The 24,610-nt window shown below is 48.2% G+C and carries 27 protein-coding genes and 1 pseudogene; 12 read left to right on the forward strand and 16 right to left on the reverse strand.

What is annotated here, in order from left to right:
• Positions 1 to 15: 15 nt before the first annotated feature.
• The 5 genes and pseudogenes from P402_RS16935 to P402_RS0109235 all read right to left on the reverse strand — a co-directional run bounded on the left by P402_RS16935 (position 16) and on the right by P402_RS0109235 (position 5,000).
• Positions 16 to 525 (reverse strand): transcription elongation factor GreAB, encoded by a 510-nt coding sequence (locus tag P402_RS16935; protein WP_152538831.1) that lies wholly within the window; start codon positions 523 to 525, stop codon positions 16 to 18.
• A pseudogene (locus P402_RS16410) lies at positions 494 to 916 on the reverse strand (5'-methylthioadenosine/S-adenosylhomocysteine nucleosidase family protein); the annotation flags it as partial. The gene P402_RS16935 and the pseudogene P402_RS16410, both read right to left, overlap by 32 nt.
• A 29-nt stretch (positions 917 to 945) precedes the next feature.
• Positions 946 to 1,443: a hypothetical protein gene (locus P402_RS0109225; protein WP_026828411.1), complete on the reverse strand. Its 498-nt coding sequence runs from the start codon at positions 1,441 to 1,443 to the stop codon at positions 946 to 948.
• Positions 1,444 to 1,615: 172 nt separating this feature from the next.
• Positions 1,616 to 3,076: a 6-phospho-beta-glucosidase BglA gene (gene bglA, locus P402_RS0109230; protein WP_026828412.1), complete on the reverse strand. Its 1,461-nt coding sequence runs from the start codon at positions 3,074 to 3,076 to the stop codon at positions 1,616 to 1,618.
• A 25-nt stretch (positions 3,077 to 3,101) separates the two neighbouring features.
• Complete coding sequence (locus P402_RS0109235; RefSeq protein WP_026828413.1) at positions 3,102 to 5,000, reverse strand: beta-glucoside-specific PTS transporter subunit IIABC; 1,899 nt, start codon at positions 4,998 to 5,000, stop codon at positions 3,102 to 3,104.
• A 166-nt stretch (positions 5,001 to 5,166) separates the two neighbouring features.
• Here P402_RS0109235 and P402_RS0109240 point away from each other — a divergent pair, with 166 nt between their 5' ends.
• The 4 genes from P402_RS0109240 to P402_RS0109255 are packed head-to-tail and all read left to right on the forward strand — an operon-like array spanning position 5,167 to position 7,267.
• Entirely contained in the window at positions 5,167 to 5,877 is a 711-nt protein-coding gene (locus P402_RS0109240) for a GntR family transcriptional regulator (RefSeq protein WP_026828414.1), read from the forward strand.
• A 13-nt stretch (positions 5,878 to 5,890) separates the two neighbouring features.
• Complete coding sequence (locus tag P402_RS0109245) at positions 5,891 to 6,337, forward strand: hypothetical protein (protein ID WP_026828415.1); 447 nt, start codon at positions 5,891 to 5,893, stop codon at positions 6,335 to 6,337.
• 25 nt (positions 6,338 to 6,362) lie between these two features.
• Positions 6,363 to 6,830 carry a GNAT family N-acetyltransferase gene (locus tag P402_RS0109250; RefSeq protein ID WP_235188855.1) on the forward strand — a complete coding sequence of 156 codons (468 nt, stop codon included), beginning with the start codon at positions 6,363 to 6,365 and terminating at the stop codon, positions 6,828 to 6,830.
• The gene (locus P402_RS0109255) at positions 6,827 to 7,267 is read left to right on the forward strand and encodes a hypothetical protein (RefSeq protein WP_026828417.1); all 441 of its coding nucleotides are present in this window, start codon (positions 6,827 to 6,829) and stop codon (positions 7,265 to 7,267) included. The genes P402_RS0109250 and P402_RS0109255 overlap by 4 nt, the downstream gene beginning before the upstream one ends.
• A gap of 46 nt (positions 7,268 to 7,313) precedes the next feature.
• Here the strand turns inward: P402_RS0109255 and P402_RS0109260 are convergent, their stop codons facing one another.
• The gene (locus tag P402_RS0109260) at positions 7,314 to 7,667 is read right to left on the reverse strand and encodes a hypothetical protein (protein ID WP_026828418.1); all 354 of its coding nucleotides are present in this window, start codon (positions 7,665 to 7,667) and stop codon (positions 7,314 to 7,316) included.
• A 330-nt stretch (positions 7,668 to 7,997) separates the two neighbouring features.
• Between P402_RS0109260 and P402_RS0109265 the strand changes: the two genes are divergently transcribed.
• Positions 7,998 to 9,383: an MFS transporter gene (locus P402_RS0109265; RefSeq protein WP_026828419.1), complete on the forward strand. Its 1,386-nt coding sequence runs from the start codon at positions 7,998 to 8,000 to the stop codon at positions 9,381 to 9,383.
• Positions 9,384 to 9,439: 56 nt separating this feature from the next.
• Here the strand turns inward: P402_RS0109265 and P402_RS0109270 are convergent, their stop codons facing one another.
• The gene (locus P402_RS0109270) at positions 9,440 to 10,744 is read right to left on the reverse strand and encodes a hemolysin family protein (RefSeq protein WP_026828420.1); all 1,305 of its coding nucleotides are present in this window, start codon (positions 10,742 to 10,744) and stop codon (positions 9,440 to 9,442) included.
• Positions 10,745 to 11,081: 337 nt separating this feature from the next.
• Between P402_RS0109270 and P402_RS0109275 the strand changes: the two genes are divergently transcribed.
• From P402_RS0109275 to P402_RS0109285, 3 genes are all read left to right on the forward strand, one after another.
• Positions 11,082 to 12,134, forward strand: a complete 1,053-nt coding sequence (locus P402_RS0109275) for a hypothetical protein (RefSeq protein ID WP_026828421.1) — start codon at positions 11,082 to 11,084, stop codon at positions 12,132 to 12,134.
• A 105-nt stretch (positions 12,135 to 12,239) separates the two neighbouring features.
• Positions 12,240 to 12,818 carry a TetR/AcrR family transcriptional regulator gene (locus P402_RS0109280; RefSeq protein WP_026828422.1) on the forward strand — a complete coding sequence of 193 codons (579 nt, stop codon included), beginning with the start codon at positions 12,240 to 12,242 and terminating at the stop codon, positions 12,816 to 12,818.
• Between the two features lie 32 nt (positions 12,819 to 12,850).
• On the forward strand, positions 12,851 to 14,035 hold the full coding sequence (locus P402_RS0109285) for an MFS transporter (RefSeq protein WP_026828423.1): 1,185 nt from the start codon (positions 12,851 to 12,853) through the stop codon (positions 14,033 to 14,035).
• Between the two features lie 114 nt (positions 14,036 to 14,149).
• On the opposite strand, the gene P402_RS0109290 is transcribed toward P402_RS0109285, so the two are convergent.
• The 3 genes from P402_RS0109290 to P402_RS17055 all read right to left on the reverse strand — a co-directional run bounded on the left by P402_RS0109290 (position 14,150) and on the right by P402_RS17055 (position 16,033).
• The gene (locus tag P402_RS0109290) at positions 14,150 to 14,650 is read right to left on the reverse strand and encodes an NUDIX hydrolase (RefSeq protein WP_235188856.1); all 501 of its coding nucleotides are present in this window, start codon (positions 14,648 to 14,650) and stop codon (positions 14,150 to 14,152) included.
• A complete protein-coding gene (locus P402_RS0109295; RefSeq protein WP_026828425.1) occupies positions 14,647 to 15,744 on the reverse strand; it encodes a flavin monoamine oxidase family protein in 1,098 nt (365 codons plus the stop codon). Before P402_RS0109295 ends, P402_RS0109290 begins: the two co-directional genes overlap by 4 nt.
• Positions 15,745 to 15,856: 112 nt before the next feature.
• Positions 15,857 to 16,033, reverse strand: coding sequence for a hypothetical protein (locus P402_RS17055; RefSeq protein WP_200868719.1), 177 nt, complete (start codon positions 16,031 to 16,033; stop codon positions 15,857 to 15,859).
• 203 nt (positions 16,034 to 16,236) lie between these two features.
• On the opposite strand from P402_RS17055, the gene P402_RS0109305 reads away from it, so the two are divergent.
• The 3 genes from P402_RS0109305 to P402_RS0109315 all read left to right on the forward strand — a co-directional run bounded on the left by P402_RS0109305 (position 16,237) and on the right by P402_RS0109315 (position 17,655).
• Complete coding sequence (locus P402_RS0109305) at positions 16,237 to 16,845, forward strand: Pr6Pr family membrane protein (protein WP_026828426.1); 609 nt, start codon at positions 16,237 to 16,239, stop codon at positions 16,843 to 16,845.
• A 127-nt stretch (positions 16,846 to 16,972) separates the two neighbouring features.
• A complete protein-coding gene (locus P402_RS0109310; RefSeq protein ID WP_026828427.1) occupies positions 16,973 to 17,182 on the forward strand; it encodes a helix-turn-helix transcriptional regulator in 210 nt (69 codons plus the stop codon).
• Positions 17,179 to 17,655 carry a hypothetical protein gene (locus P402_RS0109315; protein ID WP_026828428.1) on the forward strand — a complete coding sequence of 159 codons (477 nt, stop codon included), beginning with the start codon at positions 17,179 to 17,181 and terminating at the stop codon, positions 17,653 to 17,655. Before P402_RS0109310 ends, P402_RS0109315 begins: the two co-directional genes overlap by 4 nt.
• Positions 17,656 to 17,659: 4 nt before the next feature.
• Here the strand turns inward: P402_RS0109315 and P402_RS0109320 are convergent, their stop codons facing one another.
• The 4 genes from P402_RS0109320 to P402_RS0109335 form a co-directional block, all read right to left on the reverse strand.
• Positions 17,660 to 18,076: a GNAT family N-acetyltransferase gene (locus tag P402_RS0109320; protein WP_034769891.1), complete on the reverse strand. Its 417-nt coding sequence runs from the start codon at positions 18,074 to 18,076 to the stop codon at positions 17,660 to 17,662.
• 93 nt (positions 18,077 to 18,169) lie between these two features.
• A complete protein-coding gene (locus P402_RS0109325; protein ID WP_026828430.1) occupies positions 18,170 to 18,673 on the reverse strand; it encodes a YusW family protein in 504 nt (167 codons plus the stop codon).
• A gap of 89 nt (positions 18,674 to 18,762) precedes the next feature.
• The gene (locus P402_RS0109330; RefSeq protein ID WP_026828431.1) at positions 18,763 to 19,182 is read right to left on the reverse strand and encodes a universal stress protein; all 420 of its coding nucleotides are present in this window, start codon (positions 19,180 to 19,182) and stop codon (positions 18,763 to 18,765) included.
• A gap of 17 nt (positions 19,183 to 19,199) precedes the next feature.
• Entirely contained in the window at positions 19,200 to 20,663 is a 1,464-nt protein-coding gene (locus P402_RS0109335) for a SulP family inorganic anion transporter (protein WP_026828432.1), read from the reverse strand.
• 339 nt (positions 20,664 to 21,002) lie between these two features.
• Here P402_RS0109335 and P402_RS0109340 point away from each other — a divergent pair, with 339 nt between their 5' ends.
• Entirely contained in the window at positions 21,003 to 21,560 is a 558-nt protein-coding gene (locus tag P402_RS0109340; RefSeq protein WP_026828433.1) for a hypothetical protein, read from the forward strand.
• A 48-nt stretch (positions 21,561 to 21,608) separates the two neighbouring features.
• On the opposite strand, the gene P402_RS0109345 is transcribed toward P402_RS0109340, so the two are convergent.
• On the reverse strand, positions 21,609 to 23,270 hold the full coding sequence (locus P402_RS0109345) for an FAD-dependent oxidoreductase (protein ID WP_026828434.1): 1,662 nt from the start codon (positions 23,268 to 23,270) through the stop codon (positions 21,609 to 21,611).
• Positions 23,271 to 23,289: 19 nt separating this feature from the next.
• On the reverse strand, positions 23,290 to 24,594 hold the full coding sequence (locus P402_RS0109350; RefSeq protein WP_026828435.1) for an arsenic transporter: 1,305 nt from the start codon (positions 24,592 to 24,594) through the stop codon (positions 23,290 to 23,292).
• Positions 24,595 to 24,610: the final 16 nt, after the last annotated feature.

Consider the following 24,610-nt stretch of genomic DNA (forward strand, 5'->3'; position numbering starts at 1 on the left):
GAGTGGCGTTTTTTGTTACTGCCGTTGTTTGTTCTTTACCGTTTCCACTGTTTGAAAGACATTCGAATACATGGCGGTAATATGTCCCTTCGTTTTGACATCGTTGTATAACCCGTACGTCCAAAACAAGGTCTTTTTCCCGTTTAAGTAACCGGCTGCATAATCGGTCGTCTCCCCCGCCGCTTCCTTGTACGAAATCCAGTCCGCGATGAACGGCACATGCCCCTTATTCGACCCGATGAAAAACGTCGGAATTCGCATTTTCAAGTAGGTATCGGCATACTCGCCTTGATCCGCTTCCAGTAATTTATTCGGCATGATCAGTACAGCGTCGAACGTCGAAGCGACCTGCTTGCGATTTTTTAATTCAGCGAATGAAATTTCCTCTAGACGGACGTTGTCTTCCCGGACTTCAGGTGCTTTCCCGATATAGGCAATGTGTAAGTATTCGCCCGTATACCGAGGGAAGTCGGGCTCTTTCGGTTGTCCGATTCCACATGACGACCGCGCGGTCAGCCGTCCCAATCGTCCCGTTACCTTTAATGCCGTATTTCAGCACATCGATTTCAACGATGAACGACGGTTTCAGCAACGGCTCGACTTCCTTCACCGTACAGTCATATTGAACCGCTCGGTCCGGAATGAGGATGTCAAGTACGTCAAACCGTTCGTCGATCCCAGCGCATGTCCCGACGACAAGCACTTTCTGAAGTGAAAAACGCGCCAGCATGTACTGGTTACCGCCGACCCCGTTTACTTTCCGGACACCGGTGCTGTAAAAAACGACAGGTTTCCCGTTGATTGTCCGGCAAAAGTATTCCCCGTACGGGTACGTGATCCGTTCCGTTTCTTTCACGTGAAAGTAATCTAACGTCGCTTCAAACTCCCAAACCGTCGCAATGCTGATACCCACCATGAAGCGGTTCTTGCCAATCGCCTCCGAACTCAATCCCATTTCCCCTCTTCATCCATCCAATTCCGCCGCTTCAAGTCAAACGTTTCTCCTTCGTCGTGGACATTAAAATAGGCAGGCAGTTGAACCCGCTCTCCACCGGCTTGTTGCCAACACGTGCTGAACCAATCCGCAAAGAGTTGTCGCTCCTGTTCGATCAAGATTTCTTCATTTTCCTCATGGAACACATCAAAGTCATCCGATTGTTTCGGTGTAACGTGATAATACACCGCCTCGTCGAGCATCGATTTACTGCCGGCAAAGCCCGGCGTCCCGTCTTCTTCAAACACTTCATTTGCTTCTCGGTCCATCGAAAAGAACATGATTGATAGATCATGCCGCGACGGTTCGATAAACGCAGAAAAATCTAGCAGTTCGACATCCTGTGCAAAGTTCGCCTCTGCGATTGTCTTCAAATTTTTGACCAGCACGTCTGTGTGCTGCGCAAGATTCGTTTTGATTGAAGCTAAATACTCATCAACTGTAAACATATGTATAACCTCCATCATATTTTTGAATCATCCTGTATTTAGGATGATTTTTATTAATCCATACAAAAAATGGATGACATCTTCTTTATCATCCTGTCTTTCGCTTGATCAAGCAAGTCTTTTTTCGATACAACAAATAACCTCCACCCGCTTCAGGTGGAGGTTTGCCGGCTTAACGTTGTGTTGCTTTGTCATACGCCAAGTCTTGTCCGTTTGTCGCAATGACCTGTTTATACCAGTCGAACGAATCTTTTTTCATCCGCTCCATTGAACCGTTGCCTTCATTGTCACGGTCGACGTAAATCATCCCGTAGCGTTTTTTCATCTCACCCGTCGTAAACGATACGATGTCGATGATGCCCCACGGTGTGTAGCCCATCAATTCGACGCCGTCTTCCGTGACCGCTTCCGTCAACGCTTCGATATGCGTCTTCAGATAGTCAATCCGCGCTGCGTCATGAATCTTGCCATCTTCAATCGTATCGACGGCCCCAAAGCCATTTTCGACGATGAAGAGCGGGAGTTGGTACCGGTCATAGAGACGATTCAGAACGTAGCGGAGTCCAACCGGATCAATCGCCCAGCCCCAGTCGCTTGACTGGATGTATGGATTCTCGACACCGTTCGCAAGACCGCCGTTGACGATGTTGCCTGTATTGTTGACAGTCGCGTCGTGTTTGACGGTCGTTGACATGTAATAGCTGAAGCCGATGTAGTCGACCGTTCCGTTTTTCAGGATTTCGTCGTCGCCGTCGAGAATCGGAATGGCATATCCTTCGCGTTCAAACTCTTTTAAGGCATAGTTCGGATAGTAACCGCGCGCCTGAACATCCGGGAAGAAGTACCGTTGACGCATCGATTTTTCAGCCAGCATGACGTCTTCCGGATGCGACGAGTATGGATAGATCGGGACGTGTGAAATCATCGCCCCGATTTGGAAGTCGGGATTGATCGCTTTTCCTTTCGCGACGGCAAGAGCACTGGCGATCAACTCGTGGTGACCGGTCTGATACATGACTTCCATCGCGTTTTCGCCCGGTTCGACTTTGACACCGGAGTTTGTCCAGAGGAACAACGGGTTTTCGACATCCATCTTGTTGTTGATTTCGTTGAACGTCATCCAGTACGTGACTTTGTCTTTGTAGCGCGTGAAGCAGACTTCAGCGAATCGCTCGAAGAACTCGGCGACTTTCCGATTACGGAAACCGCCGTATTCGCGGGCCAGGTGCAACGGCATTTCGAAGTGTGACAGCGTGATGATCGGTTCGATGCCGTGTTTCAACAACTCGTCAAAGACATCATCATAAAACTGCAGTCCAGCTTCATTCGGTTCCGTTTCGTCGCCGTTCGGGAAAATCCGGCTCCAGCCGATTGACGTCCGGAGACATTTCAATCCCATCTCGGCAAACAAGGCAATGTCTTCTTTATAGCGGTGATAAAAATCAATCGCTTCATGGTTCGGATAAAACGTCCCGTCTTCAATCGTCTCGGTGATTCGTCGGGCAACTCCGTGTTCACCCGCTGTCATGACGTCAACGACACTTGGTCCTTTGCCACCGGCGTTCCAGCCGCCTTCAAATTGATGGGCAGCGAGTGCCCCGCCCCATAAAAAATCGTTTGGTAATGTCTTCATCTTTATTTCCTCCTTCTATTCTCTCTTATTTAACAATCGTTAAAATCGCCGTATTGGCTTCGACCGTACCGGCGTCTGTCGCCAACACTTCCGCGTAACTGGACGCGTTCGTGACAATGACGGGTGTGATCGTCTGTAAGCCATGCTGTTCGATTGCAGAGGCGTCAAACGTCAACAGCGTTTGACCCACTTCGACATGTGCTCCGTCTTCAACGTGTAACGTAAACGGTTTTCCGTCCAAGCCGACGGTTTCGAGACCGACGTGAATCAACACTTCGACACCACTTGTCGACCGGAGACCAATCGTGTGTTTCGTCGGCGCAATCATGACGACAGTCCCAGCGAACGGTGCGACGACCGTGTTGCCAGTCGGACGAATCGCGACACCTTGTCCCATCGCTCCCGAGGCAAAGACTTCATCTGGTACGTCAGACAGTGGCACGACTTGTCCGGCCAGTGGTGCTTGAATCGTTTCTTCGTTCGTCAACGTCGCACTGACTTCTTGTGCCGGCACCGGTGTCGCAGGTGTCGTCGTGACCGAGACGACTTTCTCTTCACCAAAACCGAGAATTTGAATCAAGACGATCGGTAAAATCAAGGCAATCGCCGTTCCGATCAACAATCCGACGATCGACGACGGATAGTCGGAACTGATGCCGTTGACGAGCGTCAATGGTCCAGGCAGACCGGCGTAGGCGAAGTAATACGGTTTGAAGAAACTCGCGACGACTGCTCCGACCGCGCCCGAGATACAGCCGTAGATGAACGGTTTCTTAAAGCGTAACGTCACGCCGTAAATCGCCGGTTCGGTAATTCCGAAAATCCCGGTCAGACCGGCTGAGACACCAACCTTTTTCGTTTCTTTGTTGCGTGTTTTTAAAATGACACCGATGACGGCACCGACCTGGGCGATGACGGCAATCGTCTGATACGCCTGGAACGAATCCCGACCATATTGTTCGAAGTTCGCCAGGACCATCGGTGTGACGCCCCAGTGGACACCAAAGATGACGATAATCTGCCAAAAACCACCGATGATCAATCCGGCTAGCGCCGGTGCATTTTCTGCTAAATAATTGTATCCGTTTGCAATTCCTTCCGCTCCGAGTGTCGTAATCGGACCGATGACGAGAATCGTCAGCGGCACCATGATGACCATACAGAAGAACGGGACGAACAACGGTTTGATGACGTCATTGATTGTCCGGTTCAGGAATTTTTCAAGATAAGACAACAACCAGACGAGGAACAACGGTGGCAAGACCGATGACGTGTAGGTCGTACCCGATAAGGCGATGCCGATGAATGAAATCGATTCACCGGATGTGACCCGTCCGGCCATCTCGGCCCAAGTCGGGCTGACGAGTGCCGCACTACAGGCGACGGCGATGAACTGATTGACTTTAAAGTGGTTCGCTGCCGTGATGGCAATGAAAATCGGCAGGAACGTAAACGGTGCCCATGAGATAAAGCTGAACACTTCATATGTTCCCGTCGCGGCAAAGTCTTTAAACACAAGCGAAATTAAGATGAGTGCCCCTTGCAGGATACCGGCCGCTGCCAAGATATAGACGAACGGTGCAAAGACGGCGGACATCGTCGCGATGATCCGGTTCAAGATGGTTCCTTTCGGTGCTTCGGTTCCCTGATCCAAATTCCCGTCCTCTAATGAAACAAGTGGCCGGAATGCTTCATACACTTCCCCGACATGCTGTCCGATGACGACCTGGAACTGACCGCCTGACTCGACGACCGTGATGACACCCGGTAAAGCAGCGACCTGGTCTTTCGCCTTCGCATCCGACCGCTTCAACACTAACCGTAGCCGAGTCGCACACCGCGCGACACTGATGATATTGTCCTCGCCGCCGACTGCCTCCAAAATTGAATGCGCCAGCTGCTGATAATCCCGCACTTTACTCATCCCTGAACCTCCTTATGTTGTAAATCCGAATCGTACATCCTTATTATAATTGTACATGTACAATTTATCAATCCATATTTAATTTAATTATTTGAATAATGTAGTTCAAAATCATCTTATGCTATAGTAAAAAAGTAGAACAATTACTGGAAAATGAGGGTGAACCATGCTGAAATACCAACAGACGGCGACGGAAATCGAAGCTTATATTGAACGACATGCCTTACAGCAAGGCGACAAACTACCGGTTCTCGATCAATTGATCCGTCAATTCGAGGTCAGCAAGACGACGATGACGAAAGCACTGGAATTATTGGAGCGAAAAGGGACCATCTTTCAAGTCCGCGGCAGCGGAATTTTTGTCCGCAAGACAAATCGGAAAGGCTATATCGAGCTGTTTTCGACGCAAGGATTTAAACAAAATTTAGTCGAGCACGACATCAAATCCAAAGTACTGTCGTTTGAGTTGATCCCGTGCCCGGAAGAAATCATCGAAAACCTGGGGAGTGCTCCCGGCGAAATGGTCTATGCCATTAAACGGATCCGCTATATCGACGACAACATCATGTGCCTCGAAGAGTCCTATTACCGTCAAGCAATTGTCCCTTATTTGAACCGAGAAATCGTCGAACAGTCGATTTTTGAATATCTGGAGACAGCACTCGGACTGAATATCGGGTTCTCGGATATGTACATGCATGTCGGCAAGTTGCCGGACTCGATTGCGCAACACTTGGAGCTAAAAGCCGGTGATCCGGCATTGACGGTCGAGACGATCTTCCACTTGACGAATGGTCGTCCGTTCGACTATTCCGTCATTACCTATCATTATGAGCACTCGCAATTCGTCGTTCAGGCGAACGGCTTGTATTTATGAGGGGACTTGGAACATGAATCAAGAAGTGCTTTTTTATTACGCCATTCTCGCAGGCGGTTTTGTGCTGATTTTGCTGAGCATATTGGCATTTTTCTTGTTTCGTCATGACAATGAGGCGAGATTCAAGCATTATATCGGGACCTTTCTGATGTTGTTGTGTGGTGTAGGACTGATTGTTTACACTGTTCCCAGCTTGAAATACATCGTTTTTCATGACTATGCGACAATTAAAGGAACCTGTACGGTGGAATACGATGATCAATCCAAGCCGCGGACGATTGATCTTTCTTTGGATAAAACAGGTGACTATTTCAGTTTTCTTGATCGGGTCGAACTTGGGGCTTACGGACCGGACGTCCCGTATACGTGTCACGTGACGACTACAAAAGATCATGCATTTCCAATTTCTTACCGGATTTACGATTTCAAGACAGATAAGTTATTGTATTCATCTGAATAACTCAAACTACTTCGAGGGTAGGAATATGACCATGACCATTAAAACCAACCGATTGACGATTGTTCCTTATACGACTGAATGGACACCGCTCGTTCAGGAACAACGTTACGAGAACGGTCCTGAACTTGAACATCACTTGTCTGAATTGGCAGGGAATCCTGCCCTGCTCCACTGGGGCAGCTGGCTTGTTATTCGCCAGGACGGGAACATTATCGGGGACATCGGGTTTAAAGGACTGCCATCCGCAAACAAAGAAGTGGAAATCGGCTATGGTTTATTGGAACTTTACCAAAACCACGGTTATGCAACGGAAGCCATCGACGCTCTTGTCGACTGGGCTTTGTCCCACCTGGCCGTTGCGACTGTCTTAGCTGAAACATCGACGACGAATCATGCTTCAATCCGGATCTTGGAGAAAATTGGCTTCCAAAAAATCAATGCATCTGATACCGCACTGCACTGGTCACTCCATCAGGCGGTCGTATCCAAATGAATGCTGAAATCATCACTTATTTTTTCATTTTCTTATTGGGTGTCGCGTTTGTCTTACCGGCCTGTTACCTTTTGGTTCTTCATTTTGACAACAAACAGTACTCATTCTTTAAGAAACTCCAATGGACGGGTGTCCTGTTACTCGGATTGCTGTGTCTTTGGATAACGGTGCCGAGTTTCACCGAGATGGTGTTTCGTGATTACCGGGTATTAGTAGGTGCCTGTGTTTTGGAACCGTCTGAGTCAAAAGGAACATCAATCGACATCACCTTAACAGAAACCAACGATACGTTTTCTTTCCGTGACGGACCGGATCTTGATGCTTACGGCAAGAAGGTTCCGTATTATTGCCGGGTGACAACGACCCGGAATCAGGATTTCGAAATTGATTACCGGGTCTACGAAAAAGATACGAAAAAGCTGCTCTATACAAATTGAACAGACAAAACAAGCGGAGTCCCTGTGAATAGGAACTCCGCTTGTCTTATTGTTCGATGCCGGCACGTTCAGCCGGTTCGAGAAACAATTCATCATCAAATGTCGTCAGTTCAATCATTCGGCCGTCTTTTTCATACCAGGCGGCCAGTCCTTCCCGGTCGATCCATTTCCAGCCGGCTTGCCGGATCCGCATTTCGTATAATACGCCGGGTCCTTCAACTTCCGACACGAGGTGCGTCTTGACTAATAAACCCTCCGGCTTTTCCTCGACCGTCCCCGTCCGTGGAATCGGAAAACCGTTCACTTGCGACGTCTCAAACAGATAATACCAAGCCGTTCCGCTGATGATCACCACACCTAACAAACCTGCCAGCCACTTTCCCATGCGTCGCGTATTCATGTCATCTCGCCCCTCATCATTCATCTATGTATCCATTTAATTTTACCAATCATTTCCTTGATTTCACCTCCTGCTTAGGGAGGATTCTTGACGGACAAATAAAATGAAAACGAATGAAAAACGTGTCATTTTTGTGAAAAGAAATGAAAAAAATTATTATTTTTTCATAAATCTTTAGGACAAGACGTCTTCCTTAGAGTCTCAACGGATTGACAACTCCCTGTACAGAGCCATTCTCAGTCGTTTTCAAGTCATTAAGCCGCTTAGCGACTTGACTTCATTTCCTACTATGTTACGATACGAACTTATTAAAGGGAGTGAATAGAACTTATGAAATTCAGAAAAGAAAAAGTCAATGTCGTCGACATGAAGCAAACCAAAAAAAGTGTCTACGCGACTGGAATTGGGAATGCGATGGAGTGGTTCGATTTTGGTCTTTATTCGTATCTCGCAATCATCATCAGTCAAAACTTCTTTAGTGCTGTTGAAAATGATGAACTGAAGCTTGTCTTTACCTTTGCAACGTTTGCGATCGCTTTTTTAATGCGACCAATCGGCGGAATCGTCTTCGGACGAATCGGAGATCGCCTTGGAAGAAAGGTCGTTTTGACGACAACAATCGTCATGATGGCCGGTTCGACCCTCATCATTGGATTATTACCAACGTATGATCAAATCGGAATTTGGGCACCAATTTTACTGTTACTGGCCCGGATTTTACAAGGTTTCTCAACCGGCGGTGAATATGCCGGTGCAATGGTCTACATCGCTGAATCATCACCAGACAACAAACGGAGTGCCCTCGGAAGTGGTCTTGAAATCGGAACACTAGCCGGGTATATTCTCGCGTCGATTCTCGCAACCGTCCTGTTCGTCACATTATCCGACGATCAAATGGCGTCATGGGGCTGGCGGATCCCGTTCATTTTAGGGGCACCACTCGGACTGTTTGGTCTGTACCTGCGTCGTCATCTTGATGAATCACCGATCTTCGAAAACGAAATCAATGAAAATACGGAAGAACCGGCTACGTTCCGGGAAATCCTCCGCGATCATAAACGCGATATCATCGTGTGTTTCATCGCCGTTGCGTTCTTCAACATCACGAATTACATGTTACTGTCGTATATGCCGTCTTACCTGAATGAAGTCATGGGGATTTCAAGTTCAACGAGTACAATCTTGATTACCGGTGTCATGGTCATCATGATTCCGCTTGCTTACTTCTTCGGTAAACTCAGCGACAAAAAAGGCAATCGGAATATCGTCCTGTTTGCACTGGCCGGTCTGTCGATTCTGTCGATTCTCTCGTTCTACCTGATTGGTCTGAAACCACTCTTGTTCGTCGGAATCGGAATCTTCATTCTTGGTTTCTTCCTCGCGATTTTCGAAGGAACGATGCCAAGTCTGTTGCCGAGTATCTTTTATACAGACGTCCGTTACCGGACACTTTCTGTTACGTTTAACGTGTCCGTCTCGATTTTCGGCGGAACGACACCACTTGTCTCGACATGGCTCGTCCATGCGACACAAAATCCGCTCGCTCCGGCGTATTACCTGACTGCCGTCAGCGTGATCGGCTTCATTACGTTCTTCTTCTTCTTCAAGAGTACATCGGGCAAAGCCTTAAAAGGTTCCCACCCGACCGTCTCGACGGAAAAAGAACTGCATGCCGTCGCGAAGAAGCCGGAAGATGCCTTATGGTGGGCGGAATAATTAAATGATTCTATCAAAAAAAACGGTCTCTCCTATTCGAGGGACCGTTTTTAGTATTAGGAAATCTGTTTCAATACCAGCTTCACCTGCTGGATTTGATAGTTTTCGACGTGTAACAGTTCGAGATCGTATGTCTCCATCTCAAGCCGCTCACCAGCTTGATAGTCCGTTCCTTGCGCTTGAATGAAGCCGGCAATCGTATCGATTTCATCCGCGTCAGCAAACGTCAGGTTAAACCGTTCCTGTAAATCTGCCAGCAACACGGTCCCCGACAGATGGTACTCCGTCTTCGAAACCGTCTCAATGTCGGCCTGTTCATCTTCATCGAATTCATCGCGGATCTCACCGACGATTTCTTCAAGCAAATCTTCCATCGCAATCATGCCGGCAGTCCCGCCGTACTCGTCGATGACGAGCGCGATGTGGGAACGCGTCACCTTCATCTTTAACAACGTTTCCTGGAGCGGTGTCATTTCGGACACGGCCGGAATGTCTTTCATATACTTTTGTAAGTCGCGTTGTTGATCGTTTGCCTGATCGGTCAGGACTTCCTTGACGTTGACGTAACCGATGATCTTATCTTTATCAAAATCCTCGATGACCGGGTAACGCGTGTATTGATTGTAAGTCATGATCTGTAAGACTTCGGTCCACGTCATGCTGAGCGACAGCGTCGTCACGTTCATCCGTGGGACCATGATGTCCTTCGTCACCCTCTCATCAAAGGCGAAGACGTTTTGCATCAACGCGAGTTCCGTCTGATTGATTTCACCGCTCTGAAAGCTTTGCGACATGATGATTTTCAACTCTTCTTCCGAGTGTGCTTGTTCATGCCCTGCCGGCTGAACGCCGAACAGACGCAGGAAAACACGTGCCGAACCGTTCATCACCCAGATGAATGGATACATGATTTTACCGAACACATACAAAGCCGGTGCAAGCAGTAATGTCATCCGTTCCGCGTACTGGATGGCAAGTGTCTTCGGAGCAAGTTCACCGATGACAACGTGTAAAAACGTCACCGAAACGAACGCAATCGTATAGGAAAGAACCGTCGACAGGGCCGCTGCGACACCAAACTCGTCAAAGACCGGTCCAAGTAGCTTTTCGACGGTCGGTTTCCCGAGCGCTCCAAGTCCAAGTGCGGTGATTGTGATTCCGAGTTGACAGGCAGACAAATAATAATCGAGGTCACTGGCGACCTTCTTCGCGAGGACCGCTCCTTTGTTTCCTTCCTGAATCATTTGATCAAGCCGTGACATCCGCACCTTGACGACGGCAAACTCCGATCCGACGAAAAACGCCGTCAAGACAATCAACAACACCAGTAATGCCAAATTCAATACTAACAATATGTCCAATTCTGTCCCCTGAAACAGGGGGTCACCTCCATGAGAATAATTTTGAATCGCAAAAATGATTCCATCATCAAACCGTACAGTAAAACGTTCTAGTTACAATCATAACGAATCATTTTCTGAATATCAACTGTTTTGCCTATGGTAATGACCCGATTATTCAGAATAATCGGATTAAAGTTTCTAAAAGGAGTACTTTTGATACTAGGTTTGTTACTCTAGTTGAGCGGCTATATAAGAGCTATGCACATCAACATCTCAATTCAAAACAGTTTAAGAAAAAGCTTCTTGAAATCAAGTGATGTACGTAAAATCGTAAGTGGAGAGATAGTAGATTATTATGGAAAAAACAAGAAAAGGTTTCTCGTCGTACTTGCGGCCGGAAGCAGATGGAGCAGGTCGAAACATTTCGTGGAGTTCAATCATCGCGGGAGTCGTATCATTTTTTGCACTTTTAATTACATTCAGCTTAATCGGTTCAGCAATCGGTTTTGGTGTCACGGACGTCACGTCCGACAAACCGTTTGACGGTGTCGGCATCGGCTTAGCCATCTGGGCAATCCTGTCGTTGTTAATCTCATTGTTCGTCGCTGGTTTCGTTTCCGGTGTGACATCATCACGTGCCGGACTCGTCCATGGTTTCCTCACATGGTCAACAAGCGTCATCCTCTTGTTCGCTTTGCTGACATTCACGACAATCAACACGTTCCAAACAGTTGGTTCAGTACTTGGTACAGTCGGTGGTGCAGCAGGTCAAGGTGTCGGCGCAATCGCCAGCACAACATCAGACGCTGTCTCAAAAGGATTCAGCTCAGTAACGGATAACGTCTCAAAAGTCGATACAAAAGAACTTGAAGGAAATGTCGATGAAATCCTTAAAGACACAGATATTCCTGAATTACAACCAAACTACTTGCAAGGTCAGCTCGATGCCGTCAAAGATGACGCAACAGCAGCCGGTAAAGATGTCTTAACAAAACCGGAAGACTTCGATAAAATCGTCAGCGATCTTGGTGACAAATTGACAGCACGTTCAGAAAAAATCCAAAACTCAGTCGATGAAGACAAAATTGCTGAAGCTGTTGCCCAAAACACAGATCTTTCACAAGCAGAGGCGGACAAAGCAACGAAAAATATCGTCGATGGCTTAAACCAGGCAACAAGTGAAACAAGCAAACAGATTGAAAATGCAAAACAAACGCTTGACGAAACATCAGCTGATCTTAAGAAAACAGTGGAAGATGTTCGCGTCCAAACAGAACAAGCCACACAAACAGCGTATAAAGTTTCAATTTGGGGCTTCGTCGCTCTCATCTTAACGATGATCGTGACATCAATCGCTGGTATCACAGGTTCACGCGTCGCTTCACGCGGTCGTATCGCCAACAAGTAATTAAACGTGTTAAGCCGAAGGTCCCCGCGACCTTCGGCTTTTTTGTTTGACAATCGTTTTGAATCTGTTAGGCTGTTAACTAACGACCGTTAGGAAGGTGATTGAATGAAAGCTTCATTATTATTGCAAACGGCCCTGCGGCATTTTGCCCAACATGGCTACGAGGGCGCGTCCTTACAAGAGATTGCGCAGGAAGTCGGAATTAAAAAACCGTCGATTTACGCCCACTATCGCGGAAAAGACGATTTGTTCCTGACCGCGATGACGCATGCGCTCGAAACACAGAAAACACATCTCGCCACGTACTTCATCTCAACACGCCATCTTACGCTTGAAGCGAGCCTGAAAGGGTTTTTTGACTGGTTTCTTCAGGAAAGTACCCAAAACGATCAGCTGAAGTTCATTTTACGGATCGCCTATTTTCCGCCCGTCAAGCTGGAACGCGAAGTAACAGATTTGATTAATCCGTTTTTTGATTCAATGCAACGCCACTTGACCCGTTTGTTGCGGGAACGCGACCGCCAAGAACAGATTTTGTATTCGGACGATTACGAAAGTGCCGCACTCGCCTATTTGACGGTGACGGAAGGCACGATGACCGAGTTCGTCTACAACGGTGTTGAGGCCTATCAACGACGTTTTACTGCCGTCTGGCCGATTTTTTGGCGGGGGCTTGTCCGCTGATGATTTAAACTATAGAAACAGAGGAATTTACCATGCAAAATAACAAATTGATCTTAGGCACCCTACTGCTTAATCTTTTTATCGCGTTTTTAGGGATTGGTCTTGTCATTCCCGTCACCCCGACCATCATGAACGAGCTGAACATCTCCGGTTCGACCGTCGGTTACATGGTCTCGGCATTCGCCTTTGCCCAGCTTGTGTTATCACCGCTCGCTGGTCGGGCCGTCGATAAATATGGCCGCAAACCGATGATCATTATCGGTCTGTTCATCTTCAGCATGTCGGAACTGTTATTTGGTCTTGGACAATCCGTCGAAGTGTTGTTCGCGTCGCGGATTTTAGGTGGTGTCAGTGCCGCCTTCATCATGCCGGCCGTCACAGCGTTCATCGCCGACATCACCACGAACGATACACGTCCGAAGGCCCTTGGCTACATGTCAGCAGCGATTTCGACCGGTTTCATCATCGGTCCGGGAATCGGCGGCTTCCTAGCGGATGTCGGTACCCGCGTCCCGTTTTTCTTTGCCGCAGCGTTTGGCTTGACCGCAATGATTTTGTCGGTCTTTACATTACGCGAACCGGAACGCCATTATGAACAGACGACAACACCGCAGCAAAAGACCGGTTTCCGGAAAGTTTTTTCACCGCTCTACTTCATCGCCTTTATGGTGTTGTTGATTTCTTCCTTCGGTCTCGCTTCGTTCGAATCACTGTTCGCTTTGTTCGTCGACCGGAAGTTCGGCTTTACCGCAAAAGACATCGCGCTCGCGATTTCACTCGGTGCCATCGTCGGTGTCATCGTCCAAGTCGGATTGTTTGAACGTCTGACGCGCTGGTTCGGAGAAATCCGTCTCATCCGGTACAGCTTAATCGGTTCGACATTACTGGTTCTTGTCATGACCTATGTGACAAGTTATCTTTCGATTATTCTCGTGACGATGGTTGTCTTCGTCGGCTTTGATTTAATGCGCCCTGCCGTCACAACCTATTTGTCGAAGATCGCCGGAAACGAACAAGGTTTCGTCGGCGGAATGAACTCGATGTTTACGAGTATCGGAAATATTCTCGGTCCGATCATCGGCGGGATTTTATTTGACGTCGACCTAAACTATCCGTTCTATTTTGCGACGGTCATGCTCGCAATCGGGATCGCCTTGACGTTCGTCTGGCGGGAACAGCAGCCGGTTGAACAGTCAATCGAGCAAAAATCATCTTAATGAAACAAGCCCAAATCTCTTGTGTATCCAAGTCGGAATACGAGAGACATTTGGGCTTGTTTTATGGATTAAACTCCATCATAAAAGATGATAGATTTTTTTTCGTTATCAATTTCATGACACCACATACTGTTTCACAATCCAATTCTCGATTCGCATCATTGTCTCGGTCTTTGGATTTTCCAAATAGTCAAAGGCTTTTAAGACAAGCGGTGATGCGTTGGACATATCGACGTCTGCCCGGCTGACCCAGGACGAACCGGTTGAGTCCTGTCCGTCAAACATCTTTGGAACAGACGGCTTTCCGTCAGCCTCTAACACATGGAAAAACACCCCAATATGATGAAGGTGCGACGCCCGGTGCCAGTCAGACTGAATGAAAAACTCAAACGCCCCGATTAATCGTTTTGAGCGGACCGTTAATCCCGTTTCCTCCTGAAATTCGCGGTCCAGTGCGTCCGGTAACGTCTCAAAATCTTCGAGACTGCCTCCCGGCAAATCGTACCGATACGTATACGGTCCGCCCTGCTTATGGATGACGAGCAGTTTTCCTTCATTAAAATAGATGCCGTATGTACCGAATGCCCGATGAAACGTCGAATCCTTCATGCTCATTCGTTCTCCCTCTCTTTCTTCGGACTGATTTGACTACGAAGCCACCGTTCGAACGATTGCAAAGCGCCTTCCAAATGTCCGCCGAACGCCGGATCACTTTCCGTTCCGAGTAACGTCACCGTGTCCTTCCACGGATCTTCGAGGTCAATCGGTTGATAGACAGGAAAGTCGGTTAACGGTGCCGCATCTGCTATCGTTGCCGTTTCCGGCTCTTTTGCCCAGTCTTGATAAAAGACAGCAATCGGATTACCGGCTTCTTGTCCAAATAAACGGGTCAACTGCTCAACGGACTGCTTCTTCAATTCCGCTTCGCTGAAAGCCGCGCGTTCTGATGCCGTCAGACGGAAGAAGCCGAATAAAGCACCGGGTCCGGTTTGCGGCGACGCATCATGAATTTCCTGTAAAATCCCTGACCAGCTGATGGCAAGGCCCGACCGGTCCGCTTGTCGCCAAAACGGTGTTTCGTAAACGACAACGACTTTCGCCTGTCCGGCCATCCAGGTCGGTGTGGCTTCAAGTTGTCGGTGCACGGCTTCCGGTAAAGTCGGAATCCAGATCATCCGGCTGCTGAGTCGTGGCGGTAACGTCATGAGTACATGATCAAACGATTGTTGCATCTGTGTCCCTTGATGTTCAATCGTCAGTTCAACCTGCTTCTTTTTCAGAATGGTGGTGACGCGGTGTGACAAACGAATCATCTCCGGATCCAGTTTTTTGACCAGTGCTTCCGATACGCTTTCCATCCCCTTCACCAGTCGATGTGACAAGACCGTTTGCCCGTCCGGTAAGGAATGCTGTTCAATTTGTCCCGGTGACCTCTCAAGCATCATCGTTCCATGCGTCGCCTGAATGAGTGTCGGCAGTTGCAGCAGATTGATGAGGTTCGTCATCAACGATTCCGTGTCCGGCCAATACCAGGTCGGTCCAAGATCAAAATCGTATATTTGTCCTTTGTAAGATAACGTTTCGGTCAGAATCCGTCCTCCGATCCGGTCACGGGCTTCAAAGATGGTTACGTCGTACCCCGTCTCCTGCAAACGCCAAGCGGCATATAGCCCGGTGATGCCGGCACCGATGATGGCGACTTGTTTCATGAGTCATTCCTTCTTTTCAGTGATTTCCTTTCCAGTGTACCGAAATTCAGCGCGCGCGCCCACTGCCACACAAAAAAAAACAGAGCGTCATCCGACACTCTGCCGTTCTTTCTTAAGAGGATTGCGCATGCCGCCAGTCGTCTTCATCAAAAACCGACTGGACCCATTCCAGGGAGACATATAATGATTTCGCGATGGATTCGTCGGATTTCCCGAGTTTACGCAACGTATGGACGATTCGAATCCTCCGCTCCAGTTCACGTTCATCAGGTAACAATTCCGGCATCATGTCGGCGCCTCCTTTCTCTCTCTAAGCCAACCATCATCGTTTTGTGTTAGTTACCCGATTATCGGTTGAATATTCCGAAAATTCAAGAGTTTCGATGATTTTTGATAAAGACTCTCAAAAAAGTAACAGTACCTTCTCGACAAGGAACTCCGACTCGGCTGTCGAAGACTCTATTATCCGGTCAAAAAAAGGAGTGTTCCGACATGTCTTCCTCTTTTCTGCGTATCGTCCGATTAGGTTTTGGTCTGCTTGGTCTTTTGGCCGTCGGCTATCAGTTTTATGCCAGCACGAGTCGGCCCGGCTTCAATCCGGTCAACTACTTCAGCTATTTTACGATTTTAAGTAACTTATTTCTTGCACTTGTCTTACTGATCACCGCCAGTTCCAACAAGATGTTTCAACGCGCAACCAGTGTCCGTGGAGCTGCAGCTTTGTACATGACTATTACCGGCATCGTTTACTTCGTATTGCTGCGGGGGCTCGAAGAAAGTTTACAAACACCGATTCCCTGGGTGAACACGGTCCTTCATTACGTCATGCCGCTTGTCGGATTACTTGATTGGTTACTGATCCGCTCCCCGAGCCGTCTTTCACGGAATCAATTTTTAAGTTGGCTGCTCTTCCCGTTGCTGTACTTGGTGTACAGTCTGATCCGGGGAAGTTTAACCGGTTTTTATCCGTATCCTTTCTTGAATGCCTCGAAGCAAGGAGTGTTCATCGTGACAGTCAGTTGTCTCGTCATCATGATCACCTTCATTGCAGTCGGCAGTCTGTTGCGCTGGTGGAATAATCGTCGCTATCAAAAGTCGTAACGGTGTTTTTTAGTAACTCGTCTGAAGGATGGACGAGTTATTTTATTATCATCGAATGTAAAGTCTACTTTACAAAATGTAAAACAGACTTTACAATCTAAGTATCAATGATTAAAGGAGACCTGCGATGAAACTAATCAACCGGGTTAAATCGTTGCGCAGCAGCAACGGATGGACGCAGGAACAGTTTGCTCAGATGATCGGTGTCACACGCCAGACAGTCATCTCACTTGAAAAAGGAAGTTACACGCCGTCCCTGCTGCTCGCGATGCAGATTGCACGGGTGTTCGAACGACCGGTCGAATCGATTTTTTACTTGGAGGAGGAATCGGAATGAAACGTGTCATCATTCAATCGTGTTTGAACATTTGTATGTATTTTTTGGCTGCGATTTTCCTAAGTTCGATTCATCATCAGCTAAACGTTTTTCAAAATGATCCAGTCAATGGTACAGGTTTTAATTTTACGCTGGACCTGTCCATCATACTTCCGATTATTTTAGTCGCAATCGGCCTTTCAGTCACCGGCTACTGGATGCGGACAGATAAGAAAAGTTCTTTTTCCAAGTGGTCGTCGTCGACGACGGAGTTTTCTGATCAGGATGAACGGGAGGAAGTAATTACAGGAAAAGCAACACGTGCCGCATACGTGAGCTTTTTAATCACCTTACCGCTATTGATGATTGCCTTGTTGTTTGATGTTCCACTGATGTCGATATTTCCGAACTTTGCATTTTACGCCATTGCGTTCGTCTTAACAGCAGGAACGTTGTCCTATATGGCGGCCTGGGTCTATCATTACCAACGCTAAACACTTACAAATACTTGACGAAAAAGTACTGGGTCTGTCCTTCCGTCGGATGATCGGCGAGACGACCGTACTCCTCGAACCCGAGCTTTTCATAAAATCCCGGCGCCTGAAAACTGAACGTATCAAGCAGAATCTTACTACATGATTTCTCTTCGCCAATGGACTCGATATGGGCCATCAAATGTTTTCCGACACCATCTGTTCGGTTTTCCGGATCAATCCATAGGAAATGTACCTGCAGATGATTCCACACATAACTTGCCGTAAGACCGCCCAGGAGTTCTTCGTCTTCATTCCATGCCAAAAAACAATATTGTTCCGCTTCCGTATAGAGCGCTGCCGGAACGTGTTGCCGGTTATAAGCAATCAGTTGTTCCCGGATCCATTGCCCGTCTTCCGTCGTACCACTTGTGATTTCCATAATTCACAACCCCCGATTGAAATATTTTACAATATGTTCTCATCATATCATGGAGAGAAAAGAAATAGAGGCGCCGACGAGGCACCTCTAGTTTTACTTCTTGAATTCTTTTTCCGTTCCATCGGCAAACTCGATCTCGACTTCAAGCCGGGTCGTGTCCTTAATGCCAAAGACTTTCTCGACTTGGGCAATCGCGTCATCATTTGCCGTATCGGCATCAAGATTCAGTTCGTCGAGCTTCGCATCCAGCATCTTCATCGCTTCGTTGCCTTGCGACTGTTCACCGTTCATCTTGTAATCGGCTTCCGTTCCGTCGTTGTCCCGGTCATAACTGATGTCGACGGCGTCCATCGTGTCCGCAGTATCCGCCTCAACCGATAGACTAACGAATCCGTAATCCTTGTCGGCATTGTCCGTCACCGTATCCTGATCCTGATTTGTTGCCGTATCGTCCTTCATTGAGCTGTCATCTTTCAAGCCGGTATCATTTGTCGTCGTTGTTTCCTCGACTTTTTCCGTTTCCTGATTGTCCGAATTGCCGCATCCTGCTGCAAATAAGGCAAGACCGAGAACAGGGACCAAATATGTCTTCTTCATTAGAATGACCCCCTCTTTTTTTTGACTATCCCCTGGGTCAAGACACATAAATCGTTGTAATGTGCGATTTCCAAAAAAAGATTCACTCGTCACTTCACAATCAAAACCGGACATTTGACGCGCTTGGCGATCTTGTGACTGACACTGCCGAGGACCATCTCCTGCAGACCGTTTAATCCCCGGCTGCCGATAATCGTTAAATCGACATGCTGTTGATTGGCGTGATCCACAATTGTCGGACCCGGCTCACCGCGAAGAATCGTCACGTAATAGGAGACATCAGCTGCTTCTAACTTTTCTTCGACCGGTGCCAGTCTTTTTCTGCGGGCGACTTCAAGCCCTGCCGTTCCTTCCGTATGCAGGACATCGTCTTTGATTTTTCCGAAGTCAGCGACGAAAACGACTTCCACTTGACTGTCCGGACTGAGCCGGGCAATCTTAATGGCCTCTTCCGCCGCACGGACGGAATGTTCCGAACCGTCGACGGCTAATAAGATATGTCGATACATAACCGTTCCTCCTTAACTCAATGTGTGGAAATTTTCGGGATCGGATCCTGATGAACCGCCAACCGATCAATCAGCTTCTTGCTTTCCGGATTCAATCCGATCAGTTCGACTTTGTTTTGATTCGCCATCAAGCGGAGCATCATCTTGTCAATCGCTCCGACGGCCGAATCATCCCAAATTTGGGTGTTGCTGAAATCAATCCGGATCTGTTGGTTCGTCTCCTCATAATCAAATGAAGCGATGAAATGATCGACCGAAGCGAAGAACAACGGACCTTTGACGGTATACACCGTTTTTCCGGTTTCTATCTGTTGCTTGACCTTGATTTTCGAGACTTTGGCGACAAAGAATAGCGCACTTAACACGACGCCGGCCATGACGCCGATCGAGAGATCGTGTGTCGCGACGACGATGCTGACCGTTGCGAGCATGACGAACGCATCCGCTTTCGGGGCTTTGCGGAGATACGTAAACGACGACCAGTCAAATGTGCCGATCGAGACCATGATCATGATTCCGACAAGAACCGGCATTGGAATTTGAATGACCCAATTTCCGAGGACGATGATCAAAAACATCAGGAACAGTCCGGCGACAAGCGTCGACAGCCGGCCTCGCCCGCCTGACTTGACGTTGATGACCGATTGACCGATCATGGTGCATCCCGCCATCCCTCCGAAGAATCCGGTGATGAAGTTGGCAATCCCCTGCCCCCGCGCTTCACTGTTTTTTTCGCTTTCCGTGCCGGTCATGTCGTCGACGATCGTTGCTGTCAATAAAGACTCAAGCAACCCGACGATCGCCAGCGCAAGCGAATACGGGAAAATGATTTGTAACGTCTCGAAGTTCAACGGGACGTTCGGCAAGAAGAACGACGGCAACGACCGTTGAATCACTCCAAGATCACCGACTGTCCGTAAATCAACGTTCAGATAAATCGCCGCAATCGTCAAAACGACAATCGCAATCAGCGGTGCGGGAATTGCCTTGAAAAAGCGGGGCAAAAGATAGACAATTGCAAGCGTCATCGCGACGAACACATACGTCATCGTAGAAATCCCGATAAAATGCGGGACTTGGGCCATGAAAATCAGAATCGCGAGTGCATTGACGAACCCGATCATGACGGCACGCGGAATGAATTTCATGATTTTTGCGACTTTCAAGACCCCGAATACAATTTGGATGACTCCGGTTAAAATCGTCGCGGCAAGCAGATAATCGAGTCCGTGCTCCTTGACGAGCGGAACCATCAGAAGGGCCATCGCTCCGGTTGCCGCTGAAATCATCCCCGGTCGGCCGCCGACAAAGGCGATGATAACGGCAATACAAAACGAAGCATACAGGCCAACCATCGGATCGACACCGGCAATGATTGAGAAGGCAATCGCCTCCGGAATCAAAGCAAGCGCAACAACGATGCCTGCCAATACATCACCTCTGACATTTGAGAACCATTGTTCTCGTACACTCATTTTCATTTGTTTCTTCCACCTTTCTGTTGAGAAGCGTTCCTTACTCAACATCCTGTCCTGTTTTGAATATCCACAGTCTAGCACCATTAGTTTCAAAAAGGAACACTTTTGGTCTTTTTATTTTTAAGCGATAAATTTGATCCATACTAAAAAGGAGCTCATCCGAATCGATGAACTCCTTGTGTAGTACCGGAGTTGGATTTGAGTAGGTCGCTTAAACGTCTTCAGAAATCCTATCCTGAGAATACAATGGTGATGACCAAAAAATGATTCATTTCAGTGCGCTTGTTTGCTAAGCTGAATGTAATTTCACAGAATCAATAGTTTGCACAGGAGGAATTTTAAATGATTGAATCCGTGATTTCTCTCCTTTCCCCACTCTTTGCCTCTGCTCACGTCAGATGGGGCATTGGTGGTTCGGTTCTCCTCGCCCACCATGGGTTGGTGGAGCATCCAAACGATGTGGATTTGCTCTTTCATCCGGACGATTTCGCTGTGGCTGAACGGATTTTGAAAAAGTTCGGCGAACAGCAGCCGTCTCAAGATAAAGGAGTTTTTTTGACCCGCCGGTTTGAAGAATACACGATTGGAAGCGTTGAGCTGGATCTCATCGTCGATTTCAAAATTCAGCATACAGCAGGCGTTTTTTCATTCATTTTTGATGAGACAGCTGTGACGGAACAGGTCAGTTTCGGTGGACAACGCTATCCGTTCATGCATCTTGAGGATTGGTACGTCTTCTATCTATTGATGCCGGGACGCGAATCCAAAGTCTGTCTCCTTGAAGACTACTGGCAGTCTCACCCGTTCGATGCGCCGGAACGGTTACAAACCGCACTCGCTGCTTCCTTGCCGGACAGCATCCGTCAACGAATTGAACATACTTACCGGTATGCGCAGTAAAAAAAGCGGCTCTTCTGCGAAGAAGAACCGCTTTTTGTCATCGGACCATTACTCGGTCAGACACTTTTTGCAATGTTGATAGTTTTTATTACCGCCGGATAAGTTACAGACATCCGTAAAACCAAGATTCTTGAGCACATTTTGCGCTGCGTTCCCGGTCACGCCTTTATTGCAATAGACAATCGTCGGCAACGTCGGATCGAGTTCCTTCGCCCGTGTCCGCAGTTCACCGAGTGGGATATGAATCGCACCGTCGACGTGATTTTTCTCAAACTGGGCTTTCGAGCGCGTATCGATGATTTGGAACGACTTGCCGTTTGCGACTTGTTCGATCAACTCATTTGGTGTCATCAAACGGGCGGTTTTTTTGATTGCATTGTCGAGTGCCATCCCGGTATAGAGCACCGGATCCTTGGTCGTCGCGAACGGTGGCGCATAAGCGAGATCGAGATGGAACAGATCTTCTGCTTTTGCTTTGAACGTAATAGCTGTCGCCAGGACATCGATTCTTTTGTCGACCCCCTGTGGACCAACGATTTGTGCGCCAAGGACCCGTCCTGTCGCCCGGTCGGCAATCGCTTTGATCGTCATTTCTTTTCCACCCATATATTCCGGGCGATCCGGTTTAATATTGTGGAGAATTTCGATGTCGTATCCGGCTTCCCGCGCTTCTTTTTCCGTCAAACCGGTCTGTGCGACCGTCAGATCAAAGGCTTTGAAGATACCGGTTCCAAGAATCCCGCGGTGTTCCGCTTCTTCCCCGGTGATGACCATCCCGGCAATCCGGCCCATCTTGTTGGCGGTCGAGCCGAGCGGACGGTAAATCGCTTCTCCGGTAATGACGGAGAAACTTTCCGCGACATCACCGACGGCATAAACATCCGGCAGATTCGTCTGCATCTTCCGGTTGACGGCGATTGCACCCGTCTGCCCAAGCTCAACACCAATCTGTTTGGCAAGCGCCGTATTCGGTTTTACACCGACTGACAGAATGACGAGCTCTGTTTCAATCGATTCGCCACTCTCAAGGGCGATGTCCGTGACCCGTTCCGTCCCGTTTAATGCCGTCACCGATTCTCCGAGCAACAGTGAGACGCCTTTATCTCTTATATGATCAGCAACCCGTTCTGCCATGTCACGGTCAAGCGGTGGCATGACTTGCGGCAGGCGTTCGACGAGTGTCACCTGAATTCCGCGGTACGTCAACTGCTCCGCCATCTCAAGACCGATGAAACCGCCGCCGACGATTGTCGCCGTCTTTGGATCATGCTGCTCGATGTACGAGCGAATCGCATCAGCATTGCGGACGTTCCGGACCGTAAAGACGTTATCGTGATCAACACCAGGGAACGGTGGGATGATGCTTGAGGCTCCGGTCGCAAGCACCAGCGTATCGTACGTATCCGTCAACCGATCACCGGTCGCCAGATTCACGATCGTTGCCGTTTTCGTTGCGTGATCAATCGATTCGACTTCGTGTCGGGTGTGGATGTCGATGTTATAACGTTTTTTGAAGAATGCGGCATCGCGTGGTGTCAATTCGTCGATGTCGGAAATTTCGCCACCGACGAAGTACGGAATTCCACAACCGGAATAGGAGATGTCCTGATCGCGATCGTAAATCGTAATTTGTAAATCTTCACTGTTCCGGCGTGCTTTTGCCCCGACCGATGTCCCGGCGGCAACTGAACCAATGATCAACAATTTCATGTAAGTGTCCTCCTGAAAATTAATAAAGTAACAAGCTGATGTACAATCCGAGCAACGTAATCGCAAGCGTTGGAATCGTCAGAATCGTACCGATTTTAAAGTATTGTCCCCAGCCAATCTTGACACCTTTTGAGCGCAAAACGTGCAACCAGAGCAAGGTCGCCAGACTGCCGATTGGTGTAATTTTTGGACCTAAGTCAGATCCGATGACGTTGGCATAAATCAACGCTTCCCGGATGATGCCGGTCGTTTGACTGAGATCAATCGCAAGGGCATCAATCATGACGGTCGGCATATTGTTCATGACCGATGACAGGATGGCGGCGAGGAATCCCATGCCGAACGTCGCAGCTGCCAAATTCGTCGCAAAACCGTCAATGACATCGGCGAGAACTTGCGTCAATCCGGCATTTTGGAGACCATAGACAACGATGTACATTCCGAGTGAGAAGAAAACGATCGCCCATGGTGCACCGGCGATGACTTTTTTAGTCGGCACGCTCGGTGAACGACGTGCCATCAAGAGGAAGAACAAGGCGATGACGCCGGCAACGAGACTAACTGGAATGCCGATCAAGTCACTCGTGAAATAACCGACGACAAGCAGTACGAGCACAAGCCACGATAACTTGAACATCCGCTGGTCCTTGATTGCCGTGCTCGGCGCGACGAGTTGCGAGACGTCATAGGTCTTCGGAATACTTTTCCGGAAGTACAGATACAAGACAAGCAAACTGCCGATGACAGAAAAAACGTTGACGAACACCATCCGTGAAGCATACTCCGTAAAGCCGATGTCAAAGAAGTCGGCCGAGACGATATTGACGAGGTTCGAGACGACAAACGGCAGACTCGCCGTATCGGCAATAAATCCGGACGCAAAGACGTACGCCAAAACGACGTAGTCCGGTAATTTTAAGTAGCGGACGATGGCGAGAACGATTGGTGTCAGGATTAAGGCGGCACCGTCATTTGCAAATAAAGCCGATACCAGTGCGCCGAGTAGTGTCAGGTACACAAAAAGTTTGACACCGCCCCCTCTCGCGATGCGTGCCATATGAAGTGCAGCCCATTCAAAGAAGCCGACTTCATCCAAAATCAACGAGATGATGATCAGAGCAATAAACGTAAACGTCGCATTCCAGATGATGCCCCAGACGGTCGAGACATCATCCAGATTAACGACGCCGGTCAGTAAAGCAATCAGTGCCATTCCCATCGAGGAGTAGCCGATGCCAAGACCTTTTGGTTGTTTGATGATTAAAAATAACGTGATCAGGAAAATCCCAATCGCAAGTAGATGTGTGCCGGTCAATGCGTTCACTTCATTTCTCTATTAA

It is taken from the genome of Exiguobacterium sibiricum 7-3 (assembly GCF_000620865.1).
GTDB classification, from domain to species: Bacteria; Bacillota; Bacilli; order Exiguobacteriales; family Exiguobacteriaceae; genus Exiguobacterium_A; species Exiguobacterium_A sibiricum_A.